This window comes from Bacillus sp. 9.4, from assembly GCF_055486415.1.
Map to the genome: position 1 here is coordinate 141108 of NZ_JBVFMU010000003.1, position 19442 is coordinate 160549.

The 19442-nt window shown below is 46.1% G+C and carries 23 protein-coding genes and 1 pseudogene; 9 read left to right on the top strand and 15 right to left on the bottom strand.

The window, feature by feature from the left end; genetic code table 11:
• The first annotated feature begins 78 nt into the window (after nucleotides 1-78).
• The gene (locus tag ACZ07B_RS12640; RefSeq protein ID WP_464877252.1) at nucleotides 79-711 is read left to right on the top strand and encodes a YhcN/YlaJ family sporulation lipoprotein; all 633 of its coding nucleotides are present in this window, start codon (nucleotides 79-81) and stop codon (nucleotides 709-711) included.
• 15 nt (nucleotides 712-726) lie between these two features.
• Here ACZ07B_RS12640 and lipA read toward each other — a convergent pair whose 3' ends face one another.
• A complete protein-coding gene (lipA, locus tag ACZ07B_RS12645) occupies nucleotides 727-1623 on the bottom strand; it encodes a lipoyl synthase (RefSeq protein WP_003222888.1) in 897 nt (298 codons plus the stop codon).
• Nucleotides 1624-1857: 234 nt separating this feature from the next.
• Between lipA and lytH the strand changes: the two genes are divergently transcribed.
• Nucleotides 1858-2838, top strand: a complete 981-nt coding sequence (gene lytH, locus ACZ07B_RS12650) for an L-Ala--D-Glu endopeptidase (protein ID WP_003243462.1) — start codon at nucleotides 1858-1860, stop codon at nucleotides 2836-2838.
• A gap of 27 nt (nucleotides 2839-2865) precedes the next feature.
• On the opposite strand, the gene yunB is transcribed toward lytH, so the two are convergent.
• The 7 genes from yunB to ACZ07B_RS12685 form a co-directional block, all read right to left on the bottom strand.
• Complete coding sequence (yunB, locus tag ACZ07B_RS12655) at nucleotides 2866-3633, bottom strand: sporulation protein YunB (RefSeq protein ID WP_015483652.1); 768 nt, start codon at nucleotides 3631-3633, stop codon at nucleotides 2866-2868.
• Between the two features lie 72 nt (nucleotides 3634-3705).
• Complete coding sequence (locus ACZ07B_RS12660; RefSeq protein ID WP_014665249.1) at nucleotides 3706-4011, bottom strand: YunC family protein; 306 nt, start codon at nucleotides 4009-4011, stop codon at nucleotides 3706-3708.
• Nucleotides 4012-4075: 64 nt separating this feature from the next.
• Nucleotides 4076-5464 carry a bifunctional metallophosphatase/5'-nucleotidase gene (locus ACZ07B_RS12665; RefSeq protein ID WP_464877253.1) on the bottom strand — a complete coding sequence of 463 codons (1389 nt, stop codon included), beginning with the start codon at nucleotides 5462-5464 and terminating at the stop codon, nucleotides 4076-4078.
• 19 nt (nucleotides 5465-5483) lie between these two features.
• Nucleotides 5484-6305, bottom strand: coding sequence for a sulfite exporter TauE/SafE family protein (locus ACZ07B_RS12670; RefSeq protein ID WP_024572475.1), 822 nt, complete (start codon nucleotides 6303-6305; stop codon nucleotides 5484-5486).
• Nucleotides 6306-6322: 17 nt separating this feature from the next.
• Complete coding sequence (locus ACZ07B_RS12675; RefSeq protein ID WP_003243895.1) at nucleotides 6323-7171, bottom strand: DUF72 domain-containing protein; 849 nt, start codon at nucleotides 7169-7171, stop codon at nucleotides 6323-6325.
• A 37-nt stretch (nucleotides 7172-7208) separates the two neighbouring features.
• The gene (locus ACZ07B_RS12680) at nucleotides 7209-7556 is read right to left on the bottom strand and encodes a YunG family protein (protein ID WP_216995485.1); all 348 of its coding nucleotides are present in this window, start codon (nucleotides 7554-7556) and stop codon (nucleotides 7209-7211) included.
• A gap of 96 nt (nucleotides 7557-7652) precedes the next feature.
• Nucleotides 7653-8993, bottom strand: a complete 1341-nt coding sequence (locus ACZ07B_RS12685; protein WP_464877254.1) for an allantoinase — start codon at nucleotides 8991-8993, stop codon at nucleotides 7653-7655.
• A 174-nt stretch (nucleotides 8994-9167) separates the two neighbouring features.
• Between ACZ07B_RS12685 and pucR the strand changes: the two genes are divergently transcribed.
• The 5 genes from pucR (at nucleotide 9168) to uraH (ending at nucleotide 15396) form a co-directional block, all read left to right on the top strand.
• Nucleotides 9168-10763, top strand: a complete 1596-nt coding sequence (pucR, locus tag ACZ07B_RS12690; protein ID WP_128738194.1) for a purine catabolism transcriptional regulator PucR — start codon at nucleotides 9168-9170, stop codon at nucleotides 10761-10763.
• A 144-nt stretch (nucleotides 10764-10907) separates the two neighbouring features.
• Nucleotides 10908-12257 (top strand): uric acid permease PucJ, encoded by a 1350-nt coding sequence (gene pucJ, locus ACZ07B_RS12695; protein WP_464877255.1) that lies wholly within the window; start codon nucleotides 10908-10910, stop codon nucleotides 12255-12257.
• A gap of 5 nt (nucleotides 12258-12262) precedes the next feature.
• A complete protein-coding gene (pucK, locus tag ACZ07B_RS12700; RefSeq protein ID WP_464877256.1) occupies nucleotides 12263-13555 on the top strand; it encodes a uric acid permease PucK in 1293 nt (430 codons plus the stop codon).
• 12 nt (nucleotides 13556-13567) lie between these two features.
• Nucleotides 13568-15052: a factor-independent urate hydroxylase gene (gene pucL / locus ACZ07B_RS12705; protein ID WP_130572819.1), complete on the top strand. Its 1485-nt coding sequence runs from the start codon at nucleotides 13568-13570 to the stop codon at nucleotides 15050-15052.
• Nucleotides 15052-15396: a hydroxyisourate hydrolase gene (uraH, locus tag ACZ07B_RS12710; RefSeq protein ID WP_464877257.1), complete on the top strand. Its 345-nt coding sequence runs from the start codon at nucleotides 15052-15054 to the stop codon at nucleotides 15394-15396. The genes pucL and uraH overlap by 1 nt, the downstream gene beginning before the upstream one ends.
• A gap of 185 nt (nucleotides 15397-15581) precedes the next feature.
• Here the strand turns inward: uraH and ACZ07B_RS12715 are convergent, their stop codons facing one another.
• Nucleotides 15582-15785, bottom strand: coding sequence for a hypothetical protein (locus ACZ07B_RS12715; protein WP_464877258.1), 204 nt, complete (start codon nucleotides 15783-15785; stop codon nucleotides 15582-15584).
• Nucleotides 15786-15819: 34 nt separating this feature from the next.
• Between ACZ07B_RS12715 and yuzJ the strand changes: the two genes are divergently transcribed.
• Nucleotides 15820-15951 carry a YhzE/YjcZ family sporulation protein YuzJ gene (gene yuzJ / locus ACZ07B_RS12720; RefSeq protein WP_038829787.1) on the top strand — a complete coding sequence of 44 codons (132 nt, stop codon included), beginning with the start codon at nucleotides 15820-15822 and terminating at the stop codon, nucleotides 15949-15951.
• Between the two features lie 206 nt (nucleotides 15952-16157).
• Here the strand turns inward: yuzJ and pucE are convergent, their stop codons facing one another.
• The 4 genes and pseudogenes from pucE to ACZ07B_RS12740 all read right to left on the bottom strand — a co-directional run bounded on the left by pucE (nucleotide 16158) and on the right by ACZ07B_RS12740 (nucleotide 17650).
• Nucleotides 16158-16679, bottom strand: a complete 522-nt coding sequence (gene pucE / locus ACZ07B_RS12725) for a xanthine dehydrogenase subunit E (RefSeq protein WP_032722466.1) — start codon at nucleotides 16677-16679, stop codon at nucleotides 16158-16160.
• Nucleotides 16670-17167: pseudogene (locus ACZ07B_RS12730) on the bottom strand (molybdopterin cofactor-binding domain-containing protein); the annotation flags it as partial. The gene pucE and the pseudogene ACZ07B_RS12730, both read right to left, overlap by 10 nt.
• A 35-nt stretch (nucleotides 17168-17202) precedes the next feature.
• Nucleotides 17203-17430, bottom strand: a complete 228-nt coding sequence (locus tag ACZ07B_RS12735) for a LexA family protein (protein ID WP_464877259.1) — start codon at nucleotides 17428-17430, stop codon at nucleotides 17203-17205.
• Nucleotides 17423-17650 (bottom strand): hypothetical protein, encoded by a 228-nt coding sequence (locus ACZ07B_RS12740; protein ID WP_464877260.1) that lies wholly within the window; start codon nucleotides 17648-17650, stop codon nucleotides 17423-17425. Before ACZ07B_RS12740 ends, ACZ07B_RS12735 begins: the two co-directional genes overlap by 8 nt.
• Before the next feature lie 105 nt (nucleotides 17651-17755).
• Here ACZ07B_RS12740 and ACZ07B_RS12745 point away from each other — a divergent pair, with 105 nt between their 5' ends.
• Nucleotides 17756-18088, top strand: a complete 333-nt coding sequence (locus ACZ07B_RS12745; protein ID WP_087961654.1) for a YolD-like family protein — start codon at nucleotides 17756-17758, stop codon at nucleotides 18086-18088.
• A 31-nt stretch (nucleotides 18089-18119) separates the two neighbouring features.
• On the opposite strand, the gene ACZ07B_RS12750 is transcribed toward ACZ07B_RS12745, so the two are convergent.
• Both ACZ07B_RS12750 and ACZ07B_RS12755 read right to left on the bottom strand, forming a co-directional pair.
• Nucleotides 18120-18278 carry a hypothetical protein gene (locus tag ACZ07B_RS12750; RefSeq protein ID WP_208561548.1) on the bottom strand — a complete coding sequence of 53 codons (159 nt, stop codon included), beginning with the start codon at nucleotides 18276-18278 and terminating at the stop codon, nucleotides 18120-18122.
• A complete protein-coding gene (locus ACZ07B_RS12755) occupies nucleotides 18268-19344 on the bottom strand; it encodes a tetratricopeptide repeat protein (RefSeq protein WP_464877403.1) in 1077 nt (358 codons plus the stop codon). Before ACZ07B_RS12755 ends, ACZ07B_RS12750 begins: the two co-directional genes overlap by 11 nt.
• Nucleotides 19345-19442: the final 98 nt, after the last annotated feature.

Below are 19442 nucleotides of genomic sequence, written 5' to 3' on the forward strand. Positions count from 1 at the left end.
TCATTGCCCCGTCCCCATCAATTGCTAAAGAATAAATCATGCGATTTGGCTACCCTACACATGAGGAGGGATTTATAAATGAAACGAACCGCTGTCAGCCTCTGCCTGCTGACCGGACTTTTATCCGGGTGCGGAGGCGCAGGATTGGATAATGCCCAAAATGTCCGGAATCAGACGCAGAATCAAACCAAACCCATTCATGTGTCGGACCGCAACGAAGCTTTTAACAGGCATAATGAGAACGAACAATTTGGCTATGTCCGCTATCAAAAAGAACAATTTGACGGAGACCAGCAGAAAACGCCGGTGATGAACCGGGAAGAAACCGCTCACATGATATCAAGTTTAACGGTTCAGCTCCCCCATATTCAAGATTCTGCGACATTGGTGACTGACCGAGAAGCGCTTGTCGTATACAAAACCGATTCTAAAAACCGGGAGCTGACCGCCGATCAGGTGAAAAAAACAGCGGCTTCCGTGATACCGCGATACTATCACGTGTATATTTCCGATAATCCAAACCATATGCAATCCGTCGAAAATTACAGCAATCTCGGCTCTGGTTCAAGGGATATTAGAGAGATCATGTCGGGGACGATTCAAGAAATGAAAACCTCCCCGCAAGGAAGCCCTGTCTCAGAGAATGAAAATGCCAATGGAGAAACGCGTCAGGACATGAAAATCGATAGGAATGACAAAAACGCCAGATGATCTGGCGTTTTGGCATTATGCTTGTGCTTGACGCTTTTTAGATGCTTCGTTTACTTGTTCATCCGCATGGTAAGAGGAACGGACAAGCGGACCGGCTTCACAATGGCTGAAGCCTTTTTGCATCGCGATTTCTTTTAATTCTGCAAATTCATCAGGATGGTAGTATTTTTGGACTTTCAAGTGTTTCTTCGTCGGCTGCAGATATTGGCCGATTGCCATAATATCCACGTTGTTCGCCAAGAGGTCGTCCATTACTTCAATAATCTCTTCTTTTGTTTCACCGAGTCCGATCATGATACTTGATTTTGTCGGAATGTCAGGCTGCATTTCCTTCGCACGGCGCAAAAATTCCAATGAACGGTCGTACGTCGCACGCGCGCGGACTCTTGGCGTCAGGCGGCGAACCGTTTCGATATTGTGATTCAGGATGTCTGGGCGTGTATCCATCAAGGTTTTTAGGTTATCGTAGTTTCCGCCCATATCAGACGGCAGCACCTCAATTGTTGTGAACGGGCTTTTTCTGCGGATCGCACGGACAGTTTCCGCGAAAATGCCTGCCCCGCCATCTTTCTGATCGTCACGCGCAACAGCCGTAATGACCGCGTGTTTCAAATTCATAAGCGCGACTGAATCCGCTACGCGTTCCGGCTCTTGCAGATCAAGCTCAGTTGGAAGGCCTGTTTTGACAGCACAGAAACGGCATGCTCTTGTACAAACAGAACCTAAAATCATAAATGTCGCTGTACGTCTGACCGCCCAGCATTCATGAATATTCGGACACTTTGCTTCTTCGCATACGGTATGCAGGTTGTTTTCCCGCATGAGTTTTTTGAGCCCTGTATAGTTTTCATTTGTATTTAATTTAATTTTAAGCCATTCGGGCTTTCTGAGGTGTTCGTCTTTCTTTGCCAATTCCCATCATCTCCAATATCCAATATACTCAATTTCTGACACGAAACATTCTGAAAACGAGAAAGGTGCAGGTTTTAGTTCTGCAACAAAAATAATGTTTTTCTAACTAAAGAAAGTCTTTTCTTTAGACACTTTAACATAGGAAAAATTTCTCGACAAGGGAAGATGATTACTGACATTTTTAAGCCGGGTTGCCGCAAACTATGTGTATTCAATATGAAAGGAGATTATTTTGTGAAAGTTTTGTTATCAGCTCTTCTTCTCCTTTTGTTTGCATTTGAGCCTTCTGCGTCTGGAAAAAAACTTTCAGATCCAGTGCTGTCGAAACGGATGGAATTATATCATAAAATCGAAGCTGTGACGCAGATCCCTTGGTATGCGCTCGCCGCTGTTGATCAATACGAAGAAAACGTGCGGAGCAACCGGAAAGATCTGCCTGAAAAGGCGGGAATCATCAGCATCTATATACCCGATGATATCTGGAGCGGGCCTGAAAACCCGAATCCGAAAGACGATGCGCCGTTAAGCATTAAAGTGTTTGACGGAATCGGAATGGATGGCGATGGAGACGGGAAAGCCGAGGTCAGCAACGATGAAGATATCTTGTATACGTTCAGCCAATACTTACTGTCGTATGGCACAGATGAAGACAACATCCGGATCGGGCTTTGGAATTATTACCGGCGTGATCAGACAGTGGGGATTATATCTGAATTCATGAAGCTGTTTAAAGCCTACGGCCATATTGATCTGGGCGAGCATGCATTCCCGCTTCCGATCAGAACCGATTACAGCTACCGAAGCACGTGGGGAGATGCCCGCGGTTTCGGTGGAAGGCGGATTCATGAAGGTACGGATATCTTTGCCCATTACGGCCTTCCTGTCAAATCCACATGTTACGGCGTAGTTGAAATGAAGGGCTGGAACCGCTTCGGAGGATGGAGAATCGGCATCAGGGACATTAACAATACGTATCATTATTTTGCCCATCTCAATGGGTTTGCCAAAGGGATTAAAACAGGACAAATCGTTGAGCCTGGCCAAGTGATCGGATCAGTCGGCAGCTCCGGATACGGCCCGCCGGGAACCGCCGGGAAGTTCCCGCCGCATCTGCACTATGGCATGTACAAAGATAACGGAAGAACCGAATGGTCATTTGATCCATACCCGCATTTGAGGGCGTGGGAGCGATATGAATACCAAAAAAAGAAGTAACAAAAAGCCGCCTCTTCGACAGGCGGCTTATTTGCTGCTTTTTTCTTTTTTTGAATCAGCACCGTCTTCTTCTTTGCTGCTCGGAAGCTGGACAGAAGGCGTGACACCCGAGCCGCCGCTTCCATTATAAAACTGCGGCACTTCGCCCTGCACTGCTTTAATCGATACAGGAACATTATTTGTGACGACAGCGGTTTTGCTGGCAAATGGAATGATGACCTTCACTTTAATTTCGACAAAGATGCTGATATCAATAAGTGCGTTATTTATGCCATACGGCTTGATTTTGGTTTTGACATCTGTAAAAGCGTCACCGATTAAATTGAACCGGACCGGGATTTTCGGCCCGAGGTTTCCAAGAAGGCTGTTGCCGGTTACCTGTCCCAGCGGAATGTTGATCATAATGTTTTCACTGGCGCCGCTGTGTCCGGTATGGGTTTCCATCTCTTTCAAATGAGCCTGAAGCTGCTTTGTCACTTTTGTTTTCACACTGTTTACAACCTGTGTATTAAAATCGATTGTCGTTAAGTTTCCGTTTTCATCAGAATTCATTTGAAACATATCTTTCATATTTTCACTGTCAGACATATAGTCCTCAATCGAATCCTGGATCACCTCTGTCGCTATACGCTTCGTTTCCATCTCGCCGATGTCCATTAAAACAGGTTTGATCGAGCCATTGATCATCCAAAGGCTGACCGTTGTTGACAGGATAAAAAAGACAACGGACAGGAGCATCACGTAACGGAAAGGCAAAGGTCCTCTCTTGCGAAAAGGGCCGCGATATCTTGGCAAGAAAATCCCCCCTTACATATCACAATGTATGCTTGTAAGAGGGGACATAGTAATAGCCGGAGCCAATTTATTTTATTTCACCATTTTTAAAAGCGCTTCTCTGCCGCTCATGCCGACTTGAATGCCAAGATCTTCCGCGGCGTACGTGACGGATTCTAAAGGTGCGTCTAACAGCTGGTCAATGGTGCGGACACCAACTGCCCGCCCCGCCACGATGCCGCGCTCCTTTAATTTTTCATTCAGCAGCGCCACATCAAGCGCGCCGCACATAATGTATCCGTGATCATTGGTGACGGCCATAAAATTCGTTTTGGGAAGCTTTACTGTCACAGCTGTAAAAGGCTGTCCTTCTATCATGATCGGTGTCAGGTTTACCACGTCAACCACTCCCTTCATTCATCACTTTATGATGAAGGGCACAGCTTGTTGTGGGCTGACTGCCTTATTGCGCAAGCTTCCAAGCAAGCAGATCCCGCAAAAATTCCGGCATAAAATATTCTTTTTCTGCAGCGTCGCGAATCAACGGAAACAGTTTGCCGAGCGTAAACATATCAAGCACCGCAACGGAGTATTGTTTATGTTTTTCAATATCTTCCCCGTTCAGTGTGATCCGGGTGACGTGGGTGATCCCGTCATCGAGCCGTTTCGTTTCTACCTCAACGCCGGCATACACCATTTTCCCCATCACTTCTCCGCGGAAGCCGAGTCCTTTGATCCGGAGCTGCTCCATTTGTTCGGAAGCGGCATGGACAATGGTTTCCTTCAGTTCTTCTCCCGTCAGGCGGACAGCCACCGGGTTGATCGGATGCGGACAGATGCGGTGCAGGTCCAGTTTTGTCACAGGACCTGCTTTAAGCGGACCGAGAATGACACCTGAATTGACCATACTGATGTCCGTCTCGCACCATTCCTTTAAGGCGTATGCCAAAAGCAAAGGCAGCTCTGATTCTTCAAACCACTTCACCTCAGCATCTTGTGCAAGCTCTGCAACGGCATCGGACAGCTTCTCCTCGGCTTCACGTTCTTTTTCATTGAGAAACGCTTTTGTTTCTGCGGATTCTCCTGTCCATTTCGCCATGTTCTGCACAGAAGCCGTTTTGCTGATGATGCTTCGCTGTACGCTGTCCACCGTGATTTCTACACAGCCGACATAATGCCCGTATTTCTCGGCGCTGGCCAGCAGTACCCCATTAACCACTTGTCCATCTTCAAGCAAATGATGGGTATGTGATTCGAGGATTACATCAATCTCAGGCACCGCTTCAGCCACTGCTTGATCATCAAGAATGCCTAAATGTGACAGCAGAACGATAATATCAGCCTGCCCTTTCACTTCCTGAATGGTTTCCTTTATGCTTTCAAGGGCATCCGTTACTGTCCATCCCAGCTTGTCATATACAGGATAATACGGCACAGTTACACCTAAGAAAGCAATGGACATACCGTTTTTCAATGATTTGATATGGTAAGGCACCGCCCAGGACGGACGGTTTCCATTTTTATCAAACAGATTAGAGACGATGACAGGAAATTCAGCTTGATCATATAAGGCAGCAAGCTCTTCATGCGGAAGCGTAATTCCTTCGTTATTGCCGATCGCCGCTCCATCAATGTGAAGGCGGTTTAAGAGATCGACATTCGCTTTTCCGAATGTCGCCTCTGTCACGAATTGAAAACGATCTAGATGATCGCCAATATCAAAAACGAGCGTCTCTTCGCCGTCTGACTGATGCTCTTTTCTTTTCTGCTCGATATAATCTACAATTTTCGGCCAGTTTTCAAAATGGCTGTGCAAATCATTTGTATGATATAAGCGGAGCTTCTCCTTCATAATATCTCTCCCTAATCGTTCAGCTGAAAATGCCTTCATAAATGAGCTGGCAGCCGATCAAAATCAATACGATCCGCATGATCATAACGATCGTTTTCGTCTGCATTTTTCTGTTGATGGCGGCGCCAAGCTTTCCGCCGAACCAAGCGCCGGGCACAAGCGCGAGGGCGTACAGCCAATTGACGTGCCCGGAAATCATATGTGAAACAGACCCTGTCATAGAAGACAGGAAAATAATAAACATGGACGTTGCCACCGCAACCTTCGGCGGAAACAGAAATAACAGCATCATCGCCGGAACCATCAGTGATCCGCCGCCTATACCGAAAAGTCCGCCTAAAAAACCGACAACAAAGGCAATGGCAATACCGACAGGGGCCTGATATGAGTACGTATAAGGCTCACCGGCATCATCCTGAAATGTCCGGATAATTCCTTTGTGCGCTTTGTTGATTGGCCGGGCTTTCGCTTTCAGCATTAAGGATAATGAAATCAGAATCATAAAAATGCCAAACCAAACGGAAAACGAGTTTGAATTGAACAGCTTTGACACGTAAGCCCCGATCATGCTGCCGGGACCTGAACCGATAAAGAAAATGAGCCCGCTCTTATAATCAACGGTTTTATATTTAATATAAGCCAAAGTTGAAGAAAGACCCGTAAAAATAATGACCAAAAGCGAAGTTCCAATCGCAACCTGCGGCGTCACATCCTGAAACAGCTCCGTCACTGTGCTTAAAAACATCAGAGACGGCACAATGACAATTCCGCCGCCAAGCCCGATCAGACTTCCTACCGTACCTGCGATTAATCCCAGGACGACCAAAATCACAAACGACATCAGTAAAAACCTCTTTTCTAAAATAAATCGAGCTGTCTCGGAGCAAGTCCGCTGTACTCGATATCAAGCAGTTCAAGCATCTGCTTGCCGTTATCCGCGGCGTCACCGCCGGAATTGTTGTTGAACAGAACAAAAACATCCTTACATTGCTGCTGCAATTCATTCAGGTGCTTTTTCCAATCCTCCAGCTCCTGTTGGTTGTAGCGGTATAAGTACCTGACCTCCCGCCAGTTTTTCCCGCCATCAGGCTTCATCCAGCCCTGCTTGTTGCGTCCGTGAAATCTGACGAGCGTTTTGTTTTCATCGGTCGCGCGCAGCACAGTCGGAACGCTGCCTTCTCCGATTTGTGGTTCATCACAGACACTGTGAATCCAGCCTTCCGCTTTCATAAATGAAAGCGTCTGCTCATAAAATGGCGGCGAGAACCAGGAACGGTTTCTGAATTCAAGCGCACAAGGGATATCTCCCATTTGGTGCTTGCACCATCTCAAATAGGCGACATTCTCCTTCTTGCAGTCAAACCACGGCGGAAATTGAAACAGCACCATGGCGAGCTTATTGCTATGTAAATATGGCGTTAAAGACACCTTAAACGCATCAAACATCTCCTCTTTTGAGTCAAAGGGAATTTCGCCGCGCTGATGCCCTGTCATGCCCTGATATGCTTTCACGATAAATTGGAAGGTTTCGGGCGTTTCCTTCACCCACTTTTCATTATTGCGCGCCGGCTGAATCGCGTAAAAACTCGCGTCTAATTCCACGATCGGAAAATGGGAGGAATAGGCCTGCAATTTTTTCTGGCTGGCCGTTTTCGGCGGATAGATGCTGTCATGATCCCCCCACCCCGTCAGTCCGATATAAATCACACTCATTCACCTCTCTTCCAGTTTATCACACGTGTTTTCAGGTTTCCTCGGAAATGCTGTTCATATGGCGGGAAAATGCAGAGCGAAGATGCTGATATTGTTCCTCATTCGTATCTAAAAACGCCTCTTCTCTTGAGGAAGGAATATGCTGATAATCAATAGGCGCATGAAACTGCTCACTCGTAAAATCGAACATCACACCATTGATGCTGTTGTAAAAATGCCAGCTCTCACCGACTTTTGTTTTGAAAATCGTGCCGCCGAAATGGTCTTGAATCACCAATGCCGTCACGCCGCATTGGCCGCATGACGGGCATTCTTCCGTCCATTTAGAGCTCGAATGGCGCGACCAGGATTGCTTAAGTATGTATTTGACATGCTCCATTGCCTCCGCCTCCTTTAAAAAAAGATACCACGTTGATGAGATTTTAAAAACTAGAACGGAGGAAATCAAAAAACCCGGCGGTAAAATCCGCCGGGCTTACGAAGGAACGACCAGAGCTCCGTCAATTTCAGTGACTTTTTCCCCATCATTGTACACGCACCGGCCTTTGCTGTAAGTGGCCGAAATGCTGCAGGGAAATGTATGTCCTTCGTAAATGCTTTTTTTATGCTTTGCAAACATCGATTCTCTTGTAACAGTGTACGGCTCCATGCTGACGAGCACGAAATCTGCATCACACCCCGCCTCAAGCCGCCCTTTTTTCTGAAGGCCGAATCGTTTTGCAGGGGCCGCCGCTGTCCATTCTGCGATGGTTTCAAACGGAATCTGATGCTCAAGCGCCAGTTCCAGCATTCCTAATAAAGTGAACTGCCCGCCGCTGATTCCGCCCCATGATAAAAACATGTTATCCTCCCGTTTCAAGGATGGACGGCAGGGGGAATGGTCTGAGGAAACCATGTCAATGTCCCCGGCAATGAGCGCCTCGATCAGCGCCTCTTTTGATTGCCGTGACCGGAGCGGAGGCGCGCATTTTGCAACAGAGCCCTTTTCCCGTAAATCGTCATGGCTGAACAAGACATAATGCGGGCATGTTTCAACCGAAACATCAAGACCTTCCTGTTTCGCCTCTCTGATCAGCCGGACCGCTTTCGCCGTGCTGATATGGACAAAATGAACCGGACAGCCTGTCACCTTCGCATACTGAATCGTGCGATACACCGCTTCAACTTCTGCTTCCTCCCGGCGGGAGGCGGCGTACGCATCCGCGTCCACCTTTCCTTTATTGGCCAAAACCATCTGCAAGTAGCTTGTGATCGCGTCACTTTCCGCGTGGAGAGCGAGGATTTTTCCTGCAGCCGCGATTTCTGCCATGCCTTTGAGCAATGTCCGTTCATCAACAGAGCGGAACTCATCAGTGCCTGACTTTGATAAAAACGCTTTAAACCCGATCGCTCCCGCTTCAGCCATCGGACGGATGTCCTCGATATGGCCTGGCACAAGGCCGCCCCATAGCGCAAAATCCACGGCAGATTTTTGCCTGCCTAGCTCAGCTTTTGAGAGAAGATGCTCTGCCGTCACGGTTGATGGAATACAGTTGAGCGGCATATCAAAATAGGTGGTGCAGCCGCCTGCGGCCATCATTTGAGAACCTGTTTCAAACCCCTCCCAATCCTCCCTGCCCGGTTCATTAAAATGAACATGGCAGTCTATCACACCAGGAAACACGTATTTCCCGTCTGCCTGGATGATTTCCGTCCCGCTTGCTTCAATGTCAGAACCTATCTCGGCAATGACACCGTTTTGAACTGCAATATCAGCTTCTATAACGCCATCTGGCGTAACTGCCTTCGCACCTTTTATCACCATATCGTAAGCCATATTGATCCCCCCATATAAGGATAATGATTTTTCATGTCAGTTTATGTCACACAATCAGTTCTATTTTCCACAGTTTACTGCTACTATGATCGTATTACATCAGCAAAACCGCTAGAATTCCTATTGAAAATTATTCACCTTAACCAATGTTTTTATAGAAAAGGAGAATGCGCTATGAATATTTTTGATGTGATGAAAATACCGGCTTTTGAAAACGCCAATTTAATCGCTGGAAAAGCAGGAGGGGAAAGAGAGGTTCAGCATGTCAATATGATGGACGCTCCGGATATCGCAGACTTTTTGCATAAGAATGAATTGCTCGTCACCACCGCCTATCACCTGAAGGATCACCCGCATCAATTATCTGAACTGATTCGGCAAATGGCAAAACGCGGCTGCGCGGGCCTCGGCATTAAAACAAAGCGCTATCTGGAAGATATCCCGAAGGAAATCATTGAACTGGCCGATTCATGTGCGTTTCCGATCATTGAGCTTCCGGAACACATCCGACTCGGCGATATTGTGAATGCCACACTCAGCCATATTCTCGATATGCGTTCTAACGAGCTGCAGCAAGCCATTTACGCGCATAAAAAATTCACAAACCACATTATGAGCGGCAAGGGGCTGCAATCCCTCCTCAAAAAGGTGTCAGACCTCCTTCAGCTTCCCGTGCTGCTGCTTGACCAGCATGCCAAAATGCTGTCTGCTTCTCATCAGATTTCAGTTGAGACCGAAAAGCTGAAAGGCACCCTGAATACCGTATCCGGGCCGTTTTTTACTTGTTTCTCTACAATCTCAGATCAGAAAACATATTCTGTCCTGCCTATTTATAATCACGAAAAAAACTGCGGCTACCTGCTGATACCGGACATGGTGCAGGCCGGCGATAAAGGATTGATCCTCACTATTGAACAAGCGGCCAACGTCATTTCCTTTGAACTGCTGAAGGAAAATGCGCTGAAACAGTTCAGCCGGCGGGCCCGCAATGAGTTTTTCAACAATTTTATTGAGCGGTCCTTTTCTTCAGATGACGAAATCAAAAACCGGGCGAAAGAATTCAAGCTGCGCTGGGATCAAAAATACATGTGCATTGCCGGCAAACTCGATCGCAATGACGAATCAATCAGCTTTACAGAAAATCAGCTCGCTTCCGACAGCGTATTCGAATTTCTTGAAGGTGAATTATCAGCCTTCCCGTTTCCGCCTCACTTCTTTATGAAAGGAAATGTCGGCATTATTCTAATCGAGGCGACAGACAGCTGGAGTGAAATGCACGCCTCGGTGATCAGCTTTTTAGAACAGTTTCAAACACAGGTCAGCGCTCAATTTAAACGAACCGTGTCCTTTGGCATCAGCAATATCTGCCAAAAGCTCATTGATGTTCCCGACGCTTTCACAGAAGCTTCTGATGCCCTGCAATCGGGGCATTTGTCAAGAAGCACCGCATTTATCCAGGTGTATCACGCCAAAGATGTGCCTGAGCTTCTGCGCTTGCTCCCGGTTGAGGATTTGAAGAAATTTTACAACTCCACGCTTCAGAGCCTCGCTGAAAAACAGCAGGAGGATCAAAGCCTGCTTCATACGCTTTCCGTCTATTTAGAGACACACTGCCAAATTTCAGAGACGGCAAAGCGTCTGTACGTTCATCGCAATACGGTCATATACCGCCTTGAAAAATGCGAAGAGCTGCTGGGGAAAAGCTTAAAAGATCCTGAAACAACGATGCGTTTGCGGCTTGCCTTACGTATGCAGCGGCTGATCAGCTAATGCTTGTTACATTTTCTTACAAAATGAATCGTTTTTCGTCACTTTCAGCAATCACACCTGTCTTTTTCAGCTACTGTATCCAATGACACCCCTCGATCGGCACGATATCATGTTACTAAAGTTCACATACAAGGAGGGACTATAGTGAAAAAAAGATCGTTTAAGGTGTTTACGCTTAGCCTGCAGCATGTGCTCGCCATGTATGCAGGTGCGATTTTGGTGCCCCTGCTTGTCGGCAGAGCGCTGAATGTAACAACTGAACAGCTGTCCTACCTATTGGCGATTGACCTGTTAACATGCGGCATCGCGACGCTTTTGCAAACCTTGCGCGGAGCATACATCGGCATCGGGCTTCCCGTCATGCTTGGCAGTTCATTTGTGGCCGTCACCCCGATGATTGCAATCGGCAGCAATTACGGCATTCACGCGATTTATGGTTCCATCATCGCGGCCGGTGTGTTCATCTTTTTGTTTGCGCGTTTTTTCGGCAAGCTGACTGTGTTATTTCCTCCTGTCGTAACAGGTACCGTTGTGACCTTGATCGGCCTTTCACTTGTTCCGACAGGTGTGAAAAATATGGCTGGCGGCGAAAAAATAAACGGCAGTGCCAACCCCGAATACGGTTCGCTCGAAAACCTTCTTCTCTCTGTCAGTGTCCTTGTTCTGATCTTAGTCCTCAACCGCTTTCTCAAAGGATTTGCCCGAACACTGTCCGTTCTTATCGGAATAGCCGCCGGAACAGCGGCAGCAGCGATCATGGGCAAAGTCAGCTTTTCTTCTGTTACAGAAGCACCGTTCTTCCAAATCCCGAAGCCTTTTTACTTCGGAGCCCCCGCGTTTGAAATCGGTCCGATCTTAACGATGCTGATCGTCGGAATCGTCATTATTGTGGAATCAACCGGCGTTTTCTACGCAATCGGAAAGATATGCGGCAGACCTTTAACTGAAAAAGATCTCGTCAAAGGCTATCGAGCGGAAGGAATCGCCATTCTCATCGGCGGGCTGTTCAATGCCTTTCCTTATAATACCTTTGCGCAAAACGCTGGCTTATTGCAGCTGACCAAAGTGAAAACAAGAAACATCGTCGTTACCGCAGGCTGTATCCTTGTCTGTCTCGGACTGATTCCGAAGATTGCCGCCCTTGCATCTGCCGTTCCTGCTGCTGTACTTGGCGGCGCGACCGTCGTCATGTTCGGCATGGTGATTGCCTCCGGCGTCAAAATGCTCAGCACAGCGGATCTCAAAAATCAATACAACCTCCTGACCATCGCATGCTCAATCGCACTCGGCATCGGCGCCAGCACGGCCCCCGGGATTTTTGCTGAATTCCCCGCTCCGATCCGGATTCTGGTCAGTGACGGCACCATCACTGGCAGCCTGACCGCTATCTTTTTGAATCTATTTTTCAGCTTGCGCGGCAAAAAAGACAAAACAGCTCAGAAAACAGAACTTACGGTATTAGAACATACACTCGCATTAGAAAAAGAGGTGTAAAAAAGATGAAGGAACAGCACAATGCCTTACAGCTGATGATTCTGGGGCTTCAGCACATGCTTGCCATGTATGCGGGAGCCATTCTCGTTCCGCTGATTGTCGGAGCGGCGATCGGGCTGAATGCGGGGCAGCTGACGTATTTAATCGCGATTGATTTGTTTATGTGCGGGGCGGCAACTCTTTTGCAGCTCTGGAGAAACCGATATTTCGGCATCGGCCTGCCCGTTGTGCTCGGATGCACGTTTACCGCAGTCGGCCCGATGATTTCCATCGGAAGCACTTACGGTGTCCCAGCGATATATGGTGCCATTATCGCCGCAGGACTGATTGTCGTCTTAGCCGCGGGCTTCTTCGGGAAGCTTGTCCGTTTTTTTCCGCCTGTCGTAACCGGATCAGTCGTCATGATCATCGGCATCAGCCTGATTCCAACGGCAATGAATAACCTGGCCGGAGGTGAAGGAAGCAAAGAATTCGGCTCACTCGACAACGTGCTCCTCGGGTTTGGCGTCACAGCTTTTATCTTATTGCTGTTTTATTTCTTTAAAGGCTTTATCCGCTCCATAGCGATTTTACTCGGTCTTATCGCAGGAACAGCGGCTGCATATTTCATGGGAAAGGTCGATTTTTCTGAGGTTTTGGAGGCGTCTTGGCTTCATGTTCCGTCTCTGTTTTATTTCGGACCGCCAACCTTTGAGCTGCCGGCTGTTGTCACGATGCTTCTCGTTGCGATTGTCAGCCTCGTTGAATCGACAGGCGTTTATTTTGCCCTCGCTGATATCACAAACCGCAGGCTGTCGGAGAAGGATCTGGAAAAGGGCTACCGGGCAGAAGGCCTTGCGATTTTGCTGGGCGGCTTATTTAACGCGTTTCCCTATACAGCTTTCTCGCAGAATGTCGGCATCGTTCAGCTCTCAAAGATGAAAAGTGTCAACGTCATCGCCATCACAGGAATCATACTGGGCGCGATCGGGCTGGTTCCAAAAGCAGCGGCCCTGACAACAGTGATCCCCACCCCAGTTCTCGGCGGCGCAATGATCGTCATGTTCGGCATGGTCATTTCTTACGGGATCAAAATGCTATCCAGTGTTGACCTTGATTCGCAAGGCAACTTGCTGATTATCGCCTCTTCCGTCAGCTTGGGGCTTGGCGCTACAACAGTTCCCGCGTTGTTTTCATCTCTTCCGGGCGCGGCCTCTGTCTTGGCAGGAAGCGGAATTGTGATCGGCAGTTTGACGGCCTTTGCACTGCACGCTTTTTTTCAAACCAAACAGCCGAATGGCACAGACATAAAAACGTAAAGGAAGATGCCAATGTTCACAATGGATGACCTGAACCAAATGGACACACAAACACTGACAGACACACTTGGCTCTATTTTTGAACACTCTTCATGGATTGCGGAGAGATCCGCAGCACTACGGCCGTTTTCGTCCCTTTCTGATCTTCACCGCAAAATGACTGGGATTGTAAAAGCCGCGGATCGCGAGACACAGCTTGATTTAATCAAAAAGCATCCCCGGCTCGGAACAAAGAAAACAATGAGCAATGACTCGGTACGAGAGCAGCAGAACGCGGGGCTCAGCAAATTAGAACAGCAGGAATACGAGGAGTTTCTCAAACTGAATGAACACTATTATGATCGCTTCGGCTTTCCTTTTATTTTAGCGGTGAAAGGAAAGACGAAACAGGACATTCACCAAGCCCTGCTGGCAAGGCTTGAGAGCGAACGAGAAACGGAGTTCCAGCAGGCCCTTATAGAAATTTACCGAATCGCCCGCTTTCGTCTGGCTGACATCATCACTGAAAAAGGAGAGACGCAAATGAAAAGAACCATGTCTTATGGCAAAGGAAATGTATTTGCATACCGAACGTTTTTAAAACCGCTCACTGGAGTGAAGCAAATCCCAGAATCATCTTTTGCCGGGAGAAGCAATACCGTTGTCGGCGTTGATGTGACATGCGAAATTGGCGGAGAAGCCTTCCTGCCATCATTTACAGACGGAGACAATACTCTCGTCGTGGCAACGGATTCAATGAAAAACTTTATCCAGCGCCATCTCGCATCCTATGAAGGAACGACAACCGAGGGGTTCCTACACTATGTAGCTCACCGATTTTTAGATACCTATTCTCATATGGACAAGATCACTCTGACTGGCGAAGACATTCCGTTTGAAGCAATGCCTGCATACGAGGAGAAAGAGCTCAGCACAAGCCGCCTCGTCTTCAGAAGATCGCGTAATGAACGAAGCCGCTCTGTGCTGAAAGCAGAACGAAGCGGGAATACCATAACGATTACAGAGCAATACAGCGAAATCATGGATCTTCAGCTCGTCAAGGTGAGCGGCAACTCCTTCGTCGGCTTCATCCGGGACGAATATACGACTCTTCCCGAAGACGGCAACCGCCCGCTGTTTGTCTATTTAAACATCAGCTGGCAATATGAAAATACAAATGACGCATACGCTTCTGATCCAGCCCGCTACGTCGCGGCTGAACAAGTCCGCGACTTGGCAAGCACCGTTTTTCACGAGCTCGAAACCCCTTCAATCCAAAACTTAATCTATCATATCGGCTGCAGAATATTAGCAAGGTTCCCGCAGCTCACTGATGTCAGCTTCCAATCTCAAAATCACACGTGGGATGCGGTTGTCGAAGAAATCCCGGGCTCACAAGGAAAAGTCTACACCGAACCGCGCCCGCCATACGGTTTCCAACATTTTACCGTGACAAGAGAAGACGCCGAGAAAGAAAAACAGAAAGCCGCTGAAAAATGTCGGAGCCTGAAAGCCTGATGGGAAAACTGACAACCCATATTTTAGATTTAACCAGCGGCAAACCAGCGGCGAACGTAAAAATTGAAGTGAAGCGGCTGGGCGAAAGTATTTTGAAAGAGGTTTACACTAACAATGACGGCAGAGCCAATGTCCCTCTGCTGGCTGGTGAAGAGCTGGTTTCCGGAGAGTATGTGATGGAATTTCATGCAGAAGACTATTTTGCGAATAAAAACGTAAATACGATCGACCAGCCGTTTTTAACCATAGTCACCGTCCGTTTTCAGCTTGCAGATCCAGATGCACATTATCATATCCCGCTCTTGCTGTCGCCGTTTGGTTATCAGGTGTATAGGGGGAGTTAAGAAGGAAGCCCGCCGGTGAGGCGGGTTTCTATTTGCACTTCAGTAAACTTTTGATCCTAGGACAGTACTTGCAGTAATCCCACGCTTAGTGAAACAACAGCTTGAATAAACATTCACCAATATTTTTCAGGATAATTGCCTACGAGAAAAACATCCTGTAGTCCTTTCATTTATAAATCGGGGTTTCAAACTAATAAGTCAGCTCTTAGCAGCCGAGTTCCCTTTTCCAATCCTATAAACAGACCGCGTTTTTTCTCGAAAAAATACTCTGAAGACAATTGCTGCGGTTTTAATCGTTTTGATAATGCGTTCTCTCTTACACCTTTAGACAAAATATCCATTTTTTCTTTTTTAGACTTAAATCTATGTCGAAAATGATCGTTTGGCATATCTTATACTATCTCCACTAAAGGAGGTGACATTATGGGATTCTACAATTCTGGTGGATACAATGGAAACTCTGGTTACTCAAACGGTTTCGGGAGCTCCTTCGCTTTGATCGTGGTGCTATTCATTTTGTTGATCATTGTTGGAGCAGCTATCTTTAATTATTAAGTTTAACTTTCCTTGCCTCCGCCGTATCCAACACCTCCCTGTCCGACAGACGCCATAAGAAGTTTTTATGGCGTCTTTGCTATGGATTCACTAATCATTTTCTAATCATGAAGCTGTCAAGTTCTACGAGATTTATCTTGATGTTTTCCCACAACGCTTCTGCGTCTTGATCGCGCTGTCTGACTGAGGCTAAAAAAGTCCGGCTTTTAAAAGCCGGACTCCCGTCTACCCCCGTTCAACTCTCTTCTAATCCTGCAAGCTGACCGCATAATCCCGCCATACCCGGTACACCGGCACAAATTCCCCGCCAGCCCTTCTTCTATATCTTCGTCAGAAGGTTGAGGGGTTTCCCGAAACAGTGCTTTAAGCGCAATTATCATTCCTGGGGTACAGTAGCCGCATTGGAAGCCTCCTTCTTCCAGAAAAGCGGTTTGGCAGATATCCAGTTCCTCTTTTTGTACGCCCTCGATTGTTGTAATGGAATGGCCGTCCACTTGGTAAGCCATGGTCATACACGCATTGGCCAGTTTTCCGTCGATTAAAATAGAGCAGGCTCCGCAGCGGCCGATTCCGCAGGACACCTTTGTCCCGGTCAGCTGAAATTCCTTTCTAAGCAGGTCACTCAGATGTGTCGTAGGAACGGCAGCAACCTCCCACTCCTGCCCATTCACGGTCATCCGGAACTGTTCCTTTTTTACAGGAAATGGCCCGGCCTCTTTTACGTCCATTGCTTCAGCCCCTTTCTGTCTATCGCTTCAAGCAGCTCTTCTCTTGAAATTGGCAGCTTGTTTATCCAGCATCCGACCGCATCATGTACTGCCTTTACAATCGCCGGAGTGATGGCGATCGTTCCAATTTCGCCAACACCGCGCGGTCCATATGCATCACCCTTCATTAGTTCTTCTATTGCGATCACCTTCATGTTAGGAACGTCTTTGACTCCGGGGATCAAATAGTGATCTAGATTTTCCGCGGCATAACGGCCGTCCGTCATTTTCGCTTCCTCCATCAGCGTATAGCCGAGTGCCATGACAGCGCCGCCTTCAATTTGACCTCGATAACCCTGGGGACTGACAACCGGACCTGCCGCAATAGCGTGCTCACAATCTATCAATTTGACATCGCCTGTTAACAGATCTACCTCCACCTCAACGGCAGCCGCTCCAAATGAGTAGAGGAAATGGCCGCCCACCACAGGATCTCCCGTTGTTTTGAAAGGCATTACTTTTTTAAAACACAAAAAAGAGCCTATCAAATTTGATAGGCTCTCTCTATAATTTTTAATGTTCGAGGCAACCCTTCCTGCCACGTTATGTAATTTTTTTGCTTTAATCGATCCAGTAGAGATTTAATTGAAGCTGTAGATGATAAATTTAATTCCGTCATTAACTCCCGATAGGTAGGAGGAATACCATTCTTTTCAATGAAATTAGAAATTGTTATAAGAACCTCTGCCTGTCTCGCTGTAATTTTACGCATAATTCCTGACCCCTCTTTTATATGTTGTAGGAGAGACAGCAAGGATATTCTCAATAGTAAACGTCTTTGTCTGACGGCTTTTAAAACAAAAAGCTCGTATGTATTTCTCATTTATATGCCGTACAATTATTGATCTCTTTGAAATAAAACCGTCATTTCTCATATAAATCATCTCTAGGACTGTTTTCTCTGTTAAAGAACGTTTTAAAATCGATTCCATGCTTTCCTCCTCCTTCTTTACCATTATTTTATACGAACATTAGTTCTATTTCAAGTTGAAAAACGAATGTTTGTTCTGGTATTATTTACTCAAGGAGTGATGAACATGTCTGAAGGAATTTATGATAAACGCTGGGAACAAAAATTTATTCTGCCCGAACACAGAGAAGCTTTATTACATAGAAAGATTGAAACTAAAAAAATTGAAAAGCCTGTTCTTGATGAATACCAACTCGAAGAAATGGCGCGGATTATTTCTGAAGCAATGGAGAACAATACGGCTATAACCATTAGTTTTTATAGAAATGGCTTTATTGAGGACATAATCGGGCATGTTCATTACATAAATGAAATCAAACAACAGTTACATGTGAAGGATTTAAAGGGGGATACAAACTTTATAGCGTTTGACTCTCTAACAGCTGTAAAAACAGAATAACCCTCTCTTATATGAGAGGGTCTAATATCGGTCAAGTCTGTAATCTAATTCCTGCCATCTGCATTTCAGCATTAGTCGTATGAGCCTCAATATGCTGGTTGGATTGCTCAGGAGCTGCAGTAAACGCAAATAAACCAGTGGTAACAATAACAGCAGAGAGAAATACACAAACACCTTTTTTAATACTCATATAAACAGTCACCTCGCTGAATTTGAAGCTGCGCTTCAACCATTTTATCATAGAAAAAACTGGATTCTTCAAATTCTCCGCCTTCTCTATAATATTCTGCAGTTAGCAGCGTTATGTGTTCCGTAAATGAGAACATGTGACTTTCATTAAGATGATTCAATATATTGAGGATACCCTGTTTATCAACAGACTCAATATATAGGGCATTCAGAAACTGATTCATCGATAGGAAAAGTTCATCATTGAATTTTTGTGCTGTTTCGATCCCTTGCTGTAAAACCTTCTGTCCTTCATTAAACTTTTCCTGCTTGAATAAAACTGTGGCCAACGAATGGAGCGTATGAGGAAGTGTCCTTAATTTTGCTTTTTCTGCAACCTCAGCTGCTTCTTTCAAATATCCTTCGGCTTTACTTGGTTGTCCCATGTAATGATAACATTCACCTAAATTATACAAAGCAGAACTTATTAGTCTGTCGTGCCCTAATTCCTTAGAAAGCTTCAGGGCTTCTTCAAGATGTTTTAACCCTTTTTCATAATGTTTAAAATCGAGATAGTTACCTACGATTACAAACAAGCTTTGAATTTTCCTTACAGTATACAGCGGATTCTGATCATAAATCTCTAATGCCTTTAAAATGTGATGCATGGAAACGTGAGTTTGTTTCATGTTGTAATAAGCTTCTGCCACCTTAAAATGAAATTCAGCTTGTTCGATTTCATCAGTAACAGCATAAAGTTCTTTTTCAGCTTTACGGTAATAGTTAATAGCTTCCACGAATTCTTGCTGATCAAATTCATACATACCGCGGAAAAATAGTGAGTAATATTTCAGGAGACCGGTTAATTTCTTTTGGGGAGCTTCAATTTTTTCAAGTAATTCTGAGATGGTTGGACGTGCTGTTCTATACTTTTTTTCCGGCTCTAAGTAGTCGAGCATAAGTTGGTGTCGAAAGCTCATTAGTGAGTAATAAATTAGTAAATACTCATCCTCTTCCATTTGTTTAATTTCTCTTTCAACTTCTGCTTTTAAAATTTCAGCATCCGGAACACTAAACTGACGTATCATCTTATACCATTCGGTAATCTTAACCCCTACATGTGAGGAAGGTAAAACCGGATTCACAGGATCCCTCCTTTTTGTTTCTTTTTATGTAATATTCTAAC